General features: G+C 41.4%; 15 protein-coding genes and 1 tRNA gene. 2 read left to right on the forward strand and 14 right to left on the reverse strand.

Going from position 1 to position 13,833, the window contains the following annotated elements; translation table 11 throughout:
• Positions 1-3: 3 nt before the first annotated feature.
• The gene (locus ALFI_RS17165; RefSeq protein WP_009598549.1) at positions 4-168 is read left to right on the forward strand and encodes a hypothetical protein; all 165 of its coding nucleotides are present in this window, start codon (positions 4-6) and stop codon (positions 166-168) included.
• A gap of 34 nt (positions 169-202) precedes the next feature.
• Here the strand turns inward: ALFI_RS17165 and ALFI_RS12720 are convergent, their stop codons facing one another.
• Entirely contained in the window at positions 203-823 is a 621-nt protein-coding gene (locus ALFI_RS12720; RefSeq protein WP_009598546.1) for a hypothetical protein, read from the reverse strand.
• 60 nt (positions 824-883) lie between these two features.
• Positions 884-1,642, reverse strand: a complete 759-nt coding sequence (locus tag ALFI_RS12725) for a DUF2971 domain-containing protein (protein WP_227042200.1) — start codon at positions 1,640-1,642, stop codon at positions 884-886.
• A gap of 96 nt (positions 1,643-1,738) precedes the next feature.
• Here ALFI_RS12725 and ALFI_RS12730 point away from each other — a divergent pair, with 96 nt between their 5' ends.
• On the forward strand, positions 1,739-2,605 hold the full coding sequence (locus ALFI_RS12730) for a hypothetical protein (RefSeq protein ID WP_014776102.1): 867 nt from the start codon (positions 1,739-1,741) through the stop codon (positions 2,603-2,605).
• A gap of 9 nt (positions 2,606-2,614) precedes the next feature.
• On the opposite strand, the gene ALFI_RS12735 is transcribed toward ALFI_RS12730, so the two are convergent.
• The 12 genes from ALFI_RS12735 to ALFI_RS12780 form a co-directional block, all read right to left on the reverse strand.
• A complete protein-coding gene (locus tag ALFI_RS12735; RefSeq protein ID WP_009598553.1) occupies positions 2,615-3,883 on the reverse strand; it encodes a Y-family DNA polymerase in 1,269 nt (422 codons plus the stop codon).
• On the reverse strand, positions 3,883-4,323 hold the full coding sequence (locus ALFI_RS12740; RefSeq protein ID WP_014776103.1) for a LexA family protein: 441 nt from the start codon (positions 4,321-4,323) through the stop codon (positions 3,883-3,885). The genes ALFI_RS12735 and ALFI_RS12740 overlap by 1 nt, the downstream gene beginning before the upstream one ends.
• Positions 4,324-4,424: 101 nt before the next feature.
• Positions 4,425-4,964, reverse strand: coding sequence for an ORF6N domain-containing protein (locus tag ALFI_RS12745; protein ID WP_014776104.1), 540 nt, complete (start codon positions 4,962-4,964; stop codon positions 4,425-4,427).
• An 11-nt stretch (positions 4,965-4,975) separates the two neighbouring features.
• Positions 4,976-6,190 (reverse strand): site-specific integrase, encoded by a 1,215-nt coding sequence (locus tag ALFI_RS12750; RefSeq protein WP_009598544.1) that lies wholly within the window; start codon positions 6,188-6,190, stop codon positions 4,976-4,978.
• A 288-nt stretch (positions 6,191-6,478) separates the two neighbouring features.
• Positions 6,479-6,584, reverse strand: a tRNA-Lys gene (locus ALFI_RS17005).
• A gap of 765 nt (positions 6,585-7,349) precedes the next feature.
• Positions 7,350-7,868 (reverse strand): hypothetical protein, encoded by a 519-nt coding sequence (locus tag ALFI_RS17010; RefSeq protein ID WP_014776105.1) that lies wholly within the window; start codon positions 7,866-7,868, stop codon positions 7,350-7,352.
• A 157-nt stretch (positions 7,869-8,025) separates the two neighbouring features.
• On the reverse strand, positions 8,026-9,663 hold the full coding sequence (locus ALFI_RS16235; RefSeq protein WP_014776106.1) for a trypsin-like peptidase domain-containing protein: 1,638 nt from the start codon (positions 9,661-9,663) through the stop codon (positions 8,026-8,028).
• A 4-nt stretch (positions 9,664-9,667) separates the two neighbouring features.
• Positions 9,668-10,615, reverse strand: a complete 948-nt coding sequence (locus tag ALFI_RS16675) for a TonB family protein (RefSeq protein ID WP_244264976.1) — start codon at positions 10,613-10,615, stop codon at positions 9,668-9,670.
• Positions 10,616-10,726: 111 nt separating this feature from the next.
• Complete coding sequence (locus ALFI_RS17015) at positions 10,727-11,209, reverse strand: hypothetical protein (RefSeq protein ID WP_014776108.1); 483 nt, start codon at positions 11,207-11,209, stop codon at positions 10,727-10,729.
• A gap of 387 nt (positions 11,210-11,596) precedes the next feature.
• Positions 11,597-11,875 carry a hypothetical protein gene (locus tag ALFI_RS12770; RefSeq protein WP_042493731.1) on the reverse strand — a complete coding sequence of 93 codons (279 nt, stop codon included), beginning with the start codon at positions 11,873-11,875 and terminating at the stop codon, positions 11,597-11,599.
• The gene (locus ALFI_RS12775; protein WP_014776110.1) at positions 11,872-12,261 is read right to left on the reverse strand and encodes a DUF6908 domain-containing protein; all 390 of its coding nucleotides are present in this window, start codon (positions 12,259-12,261) and stop codon (positions 11,872-11,874) included. The genes ALFI_RS12770 and ALFI_RS12775 overlap by 4 nt, the downstream gene beginning before the upstream one ends.
• Before the next feature lie 410 nt (positions 12,262-12,671).
• Positions 12,672-13,832, reverse strand: coding sequence for a hypothetical protein (locus ALFI_RS12780; RefSeq protein WP_244264977.1), 1,161 nt, complete (start codon positions 13,830-13,832; stop codon positions 12,672-12,674).
• Between the last annotated feature and the right edge of the window lies 1 nt (position 13,833).

A 13,833-nucleotide genomic window follows, 5' to 3' on the forward strand; every position in this document is an offset into this window, starting at 1 on the left:
GCTATGAAAAGGAAATCATTCGTAAGCATTTTAATCGTGCTGCTGGCCCTGTTCAGCCTGACCCGCTGCAAGCTGGCAGAGGTCGAAACAATCGACGAAATACCGTGCCCCGGAGTGGGGATAGACACGGTGATAATCCCCGGCTGGGACAATCAGCCTGATGACTAAAACAAATGTCCAGCCTTTCAGGGCTGGACATTTGTTATTTGAACGGATTAAGTTTTGCATCGTGTGCTTTTTTTTCGATCAAATTCTGCCTTTCTTTTTCGAGAATTGATAACACATTTGGCTTGATGTTGGCATTGCGTTTTTTGCATTCCTCTTTTAAGAGGTTAATTCTTGTTTTGACTTCTGAAACAAGAAATTTAATATCCTCTTTTACTCGTTCTTTCCATTCATCGCTTAGTGGGATGCGTGTATATTCTGTTATAATGGTTAAGGTTAATCCATTTGCATTTGCACTTCCCTTTATAGGAGCATAGTGTGTATCGGTAGGAGTATTGAAAAAGAAAGTATAATCACCTTGGATTTTGAATTTATAATCGACTGCGACAAAATCATAAAACTCATGGATTGCACCAATTCGTAATTCTGGTCGTAACGCTTCTCGCGAAATGGGCATAAGATAACTAATTGGCTCAACATCTTCTGTTGTAAACTCCGTGTCGCAGATAATGCTATATTGTTGTTCTATTCTGTCCGCGATCTTTTGCAAGTCGCAATTTAATAGCTCATTATCTGTTATTTTGTTAAGTTCGGATGCGATTTTCTTATCGCTTTCATCGAATCGGGTTTGAATGGGAGTATTGTTGAAGAGATACATAATAGGAATGGGTTAGTGTTTCACAAATGTATGAATAATTATTTTTTAAGCTAAAAAGTTTTATTGATTGTTGTGAGAGTATAATTTCTCTGCATATAATCCATAGGTATGTGATTGTTGTCTGAATTTATATACATCAAATTTCTTTTCTTTTGCTATATTGATTATAGTATCTATGTTACCGTCAAATTTGCATCCTAAATACACTCTATTAATCAAGTTACGCATTTGTAATTTTACCGGTTCGTCTAAATTCAGATAGGGATTAGGAGTTTGCCGCAGTATCAGACGATACTCCTTTTCATGTTCCCACCACTTCGCTTTTGTCGATAGAAAACCGTTGATTTCGTTCTGGGCTTTTTTGGATGGGGTGTTATCAATCCGGGGTGTCTGATAGTCAAATGGTACTATATTGATAAGATTTAAATCTGGAAGTTTATTTTTGTATACAACCTTTCTGAATGAGAGGTAACTATTGATTTTATCGTGAAAATGGTTAATTAAAGAGGTATAAATGTCTTTCATATTGACACCTATACACATGCCTTTGTGCTCGTTGTAATAACTCCACATCAAAAAGGTGGTAGCAGTTTCACTTAAACTACAAATTCCGAAATATTTGGTGAGTTCATTTAAGTCAAAGGACACACTAAATTCCGGGTATTTTCCCTGACATTCGTGCGAAAGGTAACAATCGTAAGGGTCATTCAGAAAGCCTGTTCGCCTGAACCATAATTCTTCTTTTTGCAGCATGGATAAACCACCAGTGGTATCAATGTACTTATATAGAATAGCAGGATGTTGGTCTTTATTGGTCATAGTAGATTCTTGCGCTTTAAATCGTTGATAAAGATACAAAAAAATGCCATTTACCATTAAGATATTTTCACTACCTTAATGGAAAATTTGAACGATATGTTTGACTTGAATAACCTTATCGGTCGTCTCCGGCGAATTGAAAATGATCCTGCAGCTCAATTCGAAGATATTGAAGATGCGTTTAATGATATGATAGGGCAGCCGATTGTTGCGCCAATTATAACCATGCCTGCCGGGATATTGGTATTACGCGCTCGTCAGGTAAAATCATTTAATGAAGTTCAGAGTGAAGAACAAATCAGCTATTTGCCGCAGCAACTTTGTGAAAAATTCGGACGGGCGAATATGCCGGATAATCCCTTATTCTATGGTGTTCTTGTAAATCGAGATAACGAAGAAGAAATCCCGCGTCTAACAAATAGTATTATACTGTCGCTATTTGAAGCCTGTCCCTTTTTTCGAGGACCGATGATAGATGAAGAATATCGTGCTGTTGTCGGATGTTGGGAATCATATAAACCACTTGACGGATTGACGATTATAAATCCAGATTTACGTGAAAACAGGTCCGGGATTAATCGTCAGGTAGCGAATGGACTTTCGAATTTCTTGGCAGAAATTGAAGAATTGCGTAGGGCTGGAGCGGATTTCTATTCTGATGACGAAATAATAAATTTTCAACGATATATGCACCATAAATTTACAGATAACGTTAATGCAGACAGAGAGTACTGGATTCCCGCAAAATTTACGTTTGATGTGTTAGTGCAACCCATTATTGACGGAATATTTTACGAGAGTTCACAAGGACGTGTAGACGATCGACTGAAGGATTGTATTAGTGTTGCGCTTAAACCGCAATCAGTAGATACGAAATTGCATTTTCTTGGGGTCTATGATGTTCTGATAAAAAATGATGGGGAGAAAGTTACGATTTCTGCACCTATATTTCGGAACCTTTAATTGTATAAATTACATGGCCTTTACCTGAATAATGTCGTCCCAACTGGTCGTATATCGTTGGGAAAGGTGTTCGCGGTTCATGCGGTAGGGCGGTGTCGCGCCCTGCGTGGCGAGGCTTATCTTGTTTCGGCCGTAGGTCTTGTTCAAGGCGTCCATGACCGCCATGATCCGCGTATGTTTGTCCCGGTCAATCGGGTCGAACATATTGATTTGTACTCCTTCGTTCGACCGAATATCCGAAAGAACCACGCCCGCACGTTTGTAGCCGTAGCCTTTGGAGTACAAGTCCCGCAGTATCTTGCCCGCATATTTTACCAATTCGATGGTGCTGTCTGTCGGGTTGGGCAGTTTCAGCAGCGCATTTTCATAGCTTTGCGGCTTGTCGGGGCGGTGGCGGTTCGTCAGGATGAACACCCGGATTTCCCCGCAGACGGATTGCTGCTTGCGCAGCTTTTCGGCGCTGGTGGCGGTGAAAAGCGCGATATTACGGTGCAGTTCGCCGTAATCGGAAACGTCGTTGTGAAATGTTCGGGAGGTGCGTATCTGCTGCTTGGGCTGCGGCATATCATCAAACCCTATACAAGCTTCGCCCCGCAGCTCTTTCCACATGCGCAGAGCCGTAATGCCGCCCATGTTCAGGCGCACCCACTCCGGGGATAACTGCGTGAAGTCGTATGCCGTGGCGACGTTCGCGGCCAGCAGCTTCTTTTCGAAGCGTCTCCCGATGCCCCATACGTCGCCGATAGGGAACCGCCGCAGTACTTTCTCTATATCTTCCGGGCGGTGCATGTAGCAGCAGCCCGCCAGCTTCGGATATTGCTTGCACAACTTACTGGCGATCTTCGCCAGCGTTTTGGTCGGAGCGATACCCAAGCTGATCGGGATGCCCGTATTCTTTTTCACTCGTTGCACGATCTCCAGCCCGAAGTCCCGCAGCGTGGCCGGGTCGATGCCCGTGAAATCCATGAAACTTTCGTCAATGGAATAGACCTCGGTAGCGGGGGAGTACGATTTAAGGGTATTCATAACCCGCGTACTCATATCCCCGTAGAGTTCCAGATTGGAAGAAAAGACAGCGACATTATTTTGCCGGAGAAATGCAGCCTGCTGAAAATAGGCATCGCCCATCTTCAAACCGAGCGCTTTTGCTTCATCGCTGCGGGCAATGATGCACCCGTCATTATTCGACAATACGACAACAGGCCGCCCGTTTAGATCGGGGGCGAACATTCGTTCGCAGGATGCGTAGAAATTATTGCAGTCCGCAAGGCCGTACATTATTTTTTGACTTTCTTTATTACATACCGGACAACGCCCCACACACGGAAGTCGCAGTCCGTAGTGACCTCGATAGGCTTGTACTTTTCATTGGCAGGGACAAGCCAAACCTGCGCCCCTTTAAACCGGATCGTTTTCAGCGTAAATTCCTCGTCGATAAAGGACACCACGACATCCCCATCGAGCGGATCGGCGGACTTATCGACCGCCAGCAAATCGCCCTCCTCGATATGCGCGTCTTTCATGCTGTCCCCGACAACACGTGCGAAAAATGTAGCGTTCGGATTCGGGGCTACCAATTTATTCAGATCAAGCGGTTGTTCGATGCTGTCGTCCGCAGGGGAGGGGAACCCTGCGTGTACGCCGCTATCCATCAGAGGAACCTCCAACGGTGCAGTAAGGTCCGGTTTAAACCATTCCAATCTTATGTTTTCATTCATAGTCGAAGCAAATGTATATAGATTTTATATTCTAAACAAGCCAGAATATAACGAAAAAAGCCGCCCTGAAATTGCAGGACGGCTATTCGTTTGAGTGTTTGCTATTTCGGTTTGCGGGTGATTGTATGCTTTACTTTCAGCACGACAAGGTTGCACTCGATTGTCGTTTCGGACTGCGTGGTTTCAAAAGCATCGTCCAGCAAATCGCTGATGATACGGCTGCCTTTCTCGGCAAGCCGCTCTTGCAGATGCGGGTCGTTAGGTTCTTGCAACGCCGACATCGTGCGAGACAGTTCTTTCACCTTTGCAAAGGTTTCGATAATTCCGATTGTCGTCTGTGTGGCAACAGGCGATTTCAGGATTGTCGCCAGCATATAAAGTCCCTTTTCGGTAAAGGCTTTGGGGGCATAGCGGACCTTTGCGGATTTTGTGGTCGAAATTTTCGACCGCAAATCTTCCCATTCTGACGGGGTAAGCTGGAGAATGTACCCGTCCGGGAATTTGTCGGGGTTGTTCTTGATCGCTTCGTTTACGCGCTTCGTTTCGACGCCGTAAAGGGCTGCTACGTCGCTGTCGAGAATCACCTGACGACCCTGAACAACGATGATTTTGTCTTTGATTGCTGTCTGAACTGCATCCATAATATAGTAGTTTATTGGTAAAGAGTTTGTAATGTTTGCGTTGCCGTGTTCAAAACGTTAATGTCTTTGATGATCTTTTCGGGAAGAACGCGGGCGTAGTGCTGCGTCATTTTCATATTCGCATGTCCCATTGTCTTGGCGATGGTGGCAATAGGAACGCCGAAAGACATGGCGGTAGTGGCATAGGTATGCCGGGCCATGTGGAAAGTCATATTCTTTTTGATGCCGCAACTACTTGCAATTTGCTTCAAGTAGGCGTTTACGTGCTGATGCGGGGAACGAGGTAGTACGTAGCTGTCATTCTGATTCTCGTATTTCTTAATTATGGATTTCGCAATATCCATAACCGGGATGATCGACGGAATATTTGTTTTCTGACGGGTAATTTTAATCCACATATCCCCGTTTTCAGCAAGCGTAATGTTTTCACGTTTTAGGTTCATGGCATCGACAAAAGCTAAGCCCGTAAAACAGCTGAATACGAATAGGTCTTTTGTCGTTTCCAAACTTCGCAATGAAAATTTCTTTTGGATGATTAATTTAAGTTCATCGACCGTCAGGAAATTCGGGTCCACAGGGTCAAACTTAATTTTGTAATCGCTGAACGGGTCCTTTTTCAAAAGACCTTTCTTGATGCAGATTTTTGTAACATGTTTGAATACCTGCATGATTTTTTGAACTTGATTGTTTGAAACCTTATACGTAGTGAATAGATAGTCTGAAAAATCATCGACGAAAGAACCGTCGATCTCCGCGGCGTACATATCCGAACGGTGATGTTTTACCTTGATGAAATCCGCCACCCGGTTATATACAAGGGTAATACGTTTGTAGGTCGAAAGAGAACGGCATTTGCCGATCATATCCTTTTGATGTTGCTTGTACTCTTGGAAAACGCTTAATAGGGTAGTGCTGGAATCATCAATCCCTAAAAAAGCATTTTTAACTTGCTCGGCAGACAGCACAGGACCGCGCAGAAACATTTCCTGATAGGTAGTTCTGATTCTTGCTTCGATATTGCGCAGTTGGCTATTTAGGGAACTTGCTCCCTTTCCATTGATTTTCTTTGTTTTGCTGTCCCATTCCGTAGTTTGCGGGTCAATTTCCAACTGCGTGAAGAATTGTGTCGTCTGCTTATTGACAGTAATACGCCCCATAATGGGCAATAATCCGCTCTTTTTCTGTTGCTTTTTTACATAAAAAAGCACGCTAAATGTGTTTTTCATGGTTACTTTTTTTGGTTACAAAATTAGTCTAATTGTGCCTTAAAACTCTGACAATCAGCGGACAACTGACGGACTTTTCAAGGAATTCGTAACCAAAATCGGGGAAAATTCGTAACCAAAAATATTTTTGGGTTTTGGTTACGAATTAGTAACGATTTTTTGTCGCAGTTTGGCATTCTGCTGTCGTAACCGCAAAAGAAAAAAGCCTTATAGTAGACAACTATAAAGCTTTTACGTTGCTTTGGCCGTTGTTTGGCACTTATTTGTGCCGGCTTTTAGCATTTTCTGTACCCCCTCAGGGGCTCGAACCCTGGACCCCAACATTAAGAGTGTCGTGCTCTCCAAGCCACCAAAACGCTCCGCGTTTCGGCGTAACCAACTGAGCTAAAGAGGCATCAATCATTATCTGATTGCGAGTGCAAAGGTAGCTATAAGGTAAGTGTTAAACAAAGTGTTAAACAATAAATGCGGATAAACCTGCTTGCAATTAATATATTAAGTGAATTAGTATTATTGTAGTCAAAGGAAAACCGCATTTTTTCGGCCAGCCCTTAACCTTTTAAGATATATAGTATATATAACTCCATTTTTTGTGGAGTAATATTCTTTATCTCTAATACGTGCGTCTGTTCCGTACTACCGTACGGTTCCTGCCGCTACTTTGCAAACTGCATCAGATAGTTTTCGCAGAATCCCGCTAACGGGAATTTCACCATCTCGTCCCGTCCGTCGGGCGTGGTGTAATGAAATATTATAGCGTTCGCTTTGACAAGGCAGTCGAATAAATTTACCGTTTCGCTCATGCCCTCCATCTTCATCTCGTTGGCGATTATTATTCCTATTATATCGTTTATCTCTTCAAGGTCGCTTTTCCACCCGATTATTCATTGTTTGTTCTTTACAAGTGCGATTTCAACGGGTTTATTTATGTCCGCTGTTTCGGGAGAGAAAACAAAGTAAAACATTTCGGGATAAATCTCATTTTGAGGTTTTATGACAATTAAGCCTATTCCCTCTGTCTTGCTCCATTCGACCAACTTGCAAATAGCTTGTTTATCCTCTCATGCTTTGGTCATTCATTCCGTTTTCGGTTGTTTGTATTTATTCATCATTAACGTAATTTCAATTATTATTAAGTAATTGTCACGATAATCCTTAATTACCATTCTATGTTACCGCGACATTCAATTTCGGCCTGCTCCTCCCAATCTATCTCATAAGGATTACTACTCTTTATGTATTCTTTTGAATCTCTCATATCACGTTCATTCCGTTGTTGCCAATATTTGGCAGACGCATTATCCGTGTGTTTTATGTTTATGCGCCATTCATTTTCTTCAAATATCCATTCCCAATCTACTCCCTCTTTCAATCCTGTTTTTATTAATCTATGTGCTATAATATGTTCGCTCAAGTTATGATTTAGCATTGTATCAATTATATGTTTTGCTTTTTCACTATGGCCAATCAAAGAGTATGGTAGCCAAATCCCAAAGAAATTAGGGTTGTCGTTAAGAATGCGAAGAAGCTCATTTTTTGAACCGCGCGAGTAACCTTCATATCGTTCAAGGTTTTCATAATATATTTTTCGATAACGCTCTAATAAATCAGCATAATCTTTTTCTGAAATATAGTATTGTTGTTTTTCATAATCTAAAGACCATCGCAGTACAGACATAGTGTTTAATTTTTAGAGTGTTAATCGGTTGAATGTTATGTAAATATAGTGAATATTTCTCAATATAGCAAGTAATATAAAAGTGACAAACTCTGCAAAAGGGTCTTATAGATTAACCTTTTCACAAAGTCTGTCACTTCATTGCTTTATGCGGATTTTAGTTTCCGCAATATTTCCACATTTCCTTTAACTCCTTTTCCAACTCTTCATCATCTGTTAACTGAAAACTGGTATAAATATCTTTGCTTGCCGCTTTCTTATCATCCATTTCAATGTAAATCATAGCTCGAAGATAATAAACGTAAGCGTCTTTTTTGAAATCATTAGATGATATAAGTTGATCCATATCAGTTAATGCCGATATATAATTATTTAGTTTGCAATATGTCATAGCTCGATGATAGTAATAATCGGGTTGAGCAGGATCTATTTCAATGGCTTTAGAAATATCTGTCAATGCAGATTGATAATCTTTTTTTGCTTCCGAGATAGCAAAACGATTCAAATAAGAAAGTACATTTAAAGGATTTTCTTCTATGGCTGTATCAAAATAGGACATAGCATCCATTTGATTATTCGCAATATATGAGATAAGTCCTAATCCGTTCAAGCAATCAACGTCTGTTGGATTATCATTCAGTATTTCTTGGAACATTTGATATGCACCACCCAATTCGCCTTCTTTCATTTGGGACATTGCATATAATTTTTTGTATAGATTCATATCTACAGATAGATTATTTCGATAGTAATTCAAATCTATATCTGTAAATCTCCAAGAGCGAGAATCGTCTCCATTGAAAATGTCTATTCTTTCGAGTTTATTCTTTATAGTAGGAAAATAGACTTGGAATTGATAAGAGTCACAAAGAGGGACATCCGCTCCATTGGCTTTATTCGCTCCTATTGATGATGAAACGATATAATATTTTTTATCGCCAGCTTGATCTTTAATGCAGAATCCGTGGTCGTTTTCATCCTTATATAATTCATTCCATATTGTTACTGCGTCTCCGTACATAAGGTTCATGTTGATAAATGTAAAATAGGCCGTTGTTTGGTTTTTACCAAATTCGATAGCATTTAAGATAATGTCAGACCCATTGTCACTTGGAAGATTAAGGATAACAAAATCGTCTTTTAAATTGAATTTTCTGTTTTCTTTTTCAAAGTCATTAGATGAAAGTTCATCTACATTTTTTGTGGCAACAGCAAAATTCAAGTTCTGTCCTCCAACTCGATTAAAAGTTGCAATGCCAATAACTTTACCGTTCTTTGTAAGGACAGGACTTCCGCTATTTCCTGGCGAAATAGGTGCTGAAATTTGGATAACATCTCCATGAGACCTGTCGGTTCGTAATGCGGATATAATGCCCGTCGTTACTGAATTAGTTAAATCAAGAGGGCTACCTATCACAATAATTTCATCTCCTTTTTCGTAATTGCCCCGATGTAAGGACAAATTAGGCAAATCTACATTGTCGGGGTTGTTTATCGTAAATTTGACAATATCTTTATTTTTATCGGACATTAAAATATCTTTAATTTCATAAGAGTGCCCGTCTATTGTTTCGATATATGCCTTTACCGCCCCGTCCAAAACATGATAATTAGTAAAAGCCGTACCTTCATCATCAATAAAAAAGCCTGTTCCTGTACCGCTTGGAGCCCCGAACTTATCGTATGTATAGACGGTAAAAACGGCTTTCTCTGCATCTTGAATTGTATTCTTTATCGAGCAGGAAGATAATATTAGGATGCATCCAATTACTGCAAAATATTTTGTAATCTTCATGGTTTTATTCTATTTTAAAACTTTTATCTTTAATGAGCTGTGTTGATTTTTTAGCGTTGGTACTTGTCGGATTTTGTTGTGTTTTTATTATTTTCTGCAACATTTCTTGGCCTTCGGCTCCGCCATTTTGAAGATATTTCCTATAGTCAGATTGCCCAAGTATGTATTTGAGCCCACCACAACGCATATTAATTTCTTGAAAAACTTTGGCATCCAGACTATCTGTAAAATTTGCTATAATTAGTTGATAATTATTTACTGCTGACAAAGCGTAAGGTTTCCAATTTTCCCGTTGCTGGCTGTAATCGAAATCAAAATTAGCTTTAAGATAAAGAGCGTCTAATATCGCATCTTTATAATTTGCTAAATATTCGGAGATAGGGGTGAAATATTTTACTGCTCTATTCGCAAATCCATAAGCATCATCCATTTTGCTCAAATGATAATATGAAAAAGATAAATATATGTAAACAAGCCCTATTTCATGTTTTTCAGTCCCCAATGAATGTAAGAAATATTCAATCGCTTCGGAATATTTTTCTTGTTTGTAGTTTTCAATTCCTTTATCAAAGTTTGGGGTCTTTGGGGTCTTTTGTTCATTCTCGGTTGAAGGTGCATCATCGGAGAAAGAGAAATCACATGGGAGTGTGTATCTAACTCGTACAACTTTGCCTTTTTGTGTGCCAGGAGTCCACGCTGGCGCCAATAGCAAAACTCGCATAACTTCTGCCGACAATATCTTATCTGGAGATTGAATAATCTCGATATTACTTAGACTGCCATCTTTCTCAATAACAAAAGATGTGACTACGCGTCCCGATATGCCATTCTCTAAAGCTAATTGAGGATAGACAACATTGGCATTTACCCATTTGCGGAAAGTGTCTAAATCTCCGCCTTGAAAAGAAGGCATAACATCAAGGGACGCCTTATTTCCATCGAATATTCCCAAGTCATCAGGAATTTGAGTAAACGCTGCAAGATGAGAAAAAATGCCAAGCCGAGAGCGGTGTCAGTAGCTTTTTCATGATAAGTAGTTTTATGTTAGTTGCTATTAGTGCTTTTATTTTGATTCTAAACAAGCTATAAGAAATCTATTTGCATGAATGAAATTATCTTTTTGAGCTATCCATGAAACAACTGCTTTGTTCCCATGAAACAAATTATTACGGTATCGATAAATAATAATAATGATAGCTAAAACCGTTTCACTTTCATTATTTATTTTGCCCAATAGTACATCTTTAATCAAAGGTTCATTATCATTGTGTCTCAATCGTAAATTGGCATAGTAAGGAGTTGTTGCATTATTGGCTATGTAGCGATTTCTAAAATATGTAATAGTGTCAGTAATCAACTGTTTATCCAATTGTAGTGATTGGCTTTTGTGAATCGCTTTTAGATTGGAATATGACCCTTGAAATAATAAGGATTCGAATAGATTCCATAAGATCATGAAATTACGAACTTCCTCGAAACTCGGATTATCAATATCCGAAATTCCCAAATATTGATCAATCCATTGGGTGCTAACAGGCGTTTCCATTATAATTTCCCGCCGTTCCAGCCCCCGTAACGGCAATAATTAAAAGAGAAAGCGCAGGGCTGAAAGCTCATTTGAGGATAGTAGGCCGTAGGATTGCCCGAACATTCAAATAAGCAACAACCCCGCGCCGTATCCGTAAAGGATATGACGGGAGATAAGGTCTGCCTATTCTCATGTTCAATGAATTTCCTACGTTCACTATCCGAGAATAAACTTACGCTTCCGTAAATTTCAATATGTCATCCACAAAGGTAAAAAACATATTCTGAAAACGCAATGACCTTATCCCGCTTTTCGGGATTGTTGCCGTATCAAATTTCTGAAAAACAAAGTTTCTATCCAATAGCAGGGAGTATGGAATCGAAACTTTGTTAGTTGTAAGTTGGGTTAATCGTCCCCGCAGATTTCTTGTATTACGCCGTCCATGTAAATCGCCTGTCCGCTGGATTGTCTGCCCCACCAGTAGCAACCGTATTCCTCGATGATAACCTCGCCTTGCGCTTTCAGTCGTTCGGCCAGCCATGAATCAATCAGCCACCATTCCATAACATCATCCGCGAACGGATAAAGATATTCTTCGGAAATAAGGTTTGCCCGTATCATTTCCTCGATAACTGTGCTTTGATTCTTCAAAACACAATTCTGTACTATTCGTTGCGCATTCATATAATCGGTTTTTGCGAGTTCATGCGTATTAGCCATCGGTTTGCAAAATTTGTGTGGTCTGCCTGTCGTTCCTCGGCGCAATTCTCCATTCCGTTTTCAGTCGGGTACGCACTATGCGATTCAATGCGGAGAGTTTTGTTGCAGTAATAGTACGGGATAAACTGCTTTGTACTTGTGTCAAATGCAAAATTCATTTCTGTATTCTGCGCAAGTTTACCTTTGGATTCGTAGTATTCTACCAGCGAAATAAGGTTGTACTTTCCATTGCGCCCAATCATTGCGGCACGTAAGCGTGTGTAAACTCCGTTTCCGTGGTCGATTCTGTAAGCCCGCACGGCTAACAAGGCTTGCAGAATTTCTGTCGCCCTTTCATTTAATGTTTTCATGGTCTGTAAAGTTTAGAGTTATTCCCCATTACTTGTAAAAAGATAACTCCATTCATAACCAACTAAACAGGGCGGCATATCTCCATGTAAGAATAGCTTTCCGATTCTATATAATTCCGATAATTCTATGCTGTTATATGGTTTCGGGCATAAATAGGGGGTGGTCTGTTTTATGTGGAATCCTATTAAATAGTAAGTAAAAAATTCGGTTTTCCATCCGAAAATGGGGAGGGGTGAAAAATAGGGATTGTCCGCGCGGGATGTTCGTCGGCAGGTGGTCGGGCGAAGCCCGGCCACCGCTTCGCGGGGCCGTGGCTCGCCCTCTATCTTCTCACGAATTTGTCCCTGATAATTGTCACACACGCGGTCGGTTTACCCTCTATTCGTGTCGGCGCATCCTTTATCTCGTATCATTGCGCAAGGTCTGTCGCTTTGGCTTTTCGTTGCAGACCCAGCGTGTCGTAAATCTCCTGCAAGCGTTCTTTGGCCTTGTTCTTGGCAATCGGCGTCTGTTTCTGAAATGCGTCGTTTATCATCTTCACGATTTTATAGTCGTCGCCGATTGAAAGCCCCTTTACCAACTCGCGGCGGATGTTGCCTACATGGTATTTCAACGCCTGCACTTTGGCCGTTCCCAACTCGTCGTAAGCCTGCTTCACCAGCGGATGCCGCTGTTCTATTACAGCGCATAATTCGGCGGGGCTTTCTACCACGAAAAATTGCTCGGTCATTGTTTTCAGTCGGCTGTATTCATCGAACAACTCCTGAAAAGTAGTCCGCGCCGAGGGATTGGCCGCGAGGTGCTCCACGACTTTGCTGTATGTCTGCACCGTTACCTTGTAGCCGTTTCGTTGCAGTTCGTCGGTAAGGTTTACATAGGTTGCGTAAATATGTCGGCTTATCTTAAAATTCACGATGTCCATGTTGGCGAGGTTCTTTTCCACGATTAGGCGGTTATCGGCTATCCGCACATATTGTTCATTGATGTAGGGAATCTTCGATAGGGTTTTAACCCGTGTAGCTTCACTCAACGAGTTTATCTCGGCGGCATAGCTTTCGGCGTCTGCAAGCGTCCGCTGGGTAGCCGCAACAAACTCGTCGAGCGTTACGGCCTTGCTGTATTTGGTCGTGGAATAGACGTGCACGATTTGCGCCTTGTAACGGGAATCTCGGATGCGTCCGCATATCTGCGTAAAGAGCGTTGAAATATCCAACAGCGTGTGCGCCTTTCGTCCGTCGCTGACGATGAATGTAACGCCGTCGGGGTCGAAGATGTCGCACCCCTCGAAGCAGGTCGAGGTGTAAAAGTTTATCTTCTTCGCAGGGTCGGAGGGCTGGCCGATGGGATAGGCATTGCCTAATTTGCGCTGGTTCTCCTGCCTACTCTCCCCGCTCGTAGAACACACCACTTTGACGGCTTCGGGAGCGAGTTTGAGCGTGTCGATAACCTTTGCGATAAATTCCACGCTGTTGACGAAGATATGCAGGTTGTAGGGCAATTCGTCGCGCAGGACTTTGACGCACTCCGACACGATGTATTTATCGGGTTTGTTGGTCTGCCGCGAACGCACC

The sequence above is a fragment of the Alistipes finegoldii DSM 17242 genome, from assembly GCF_000265365.1.
Lineage (GTDB): Bacteria > Bacteroidota > Bacteroidia > Bacteroidales > Rikenellaceae > Alistipes > Alistipes finegoldii.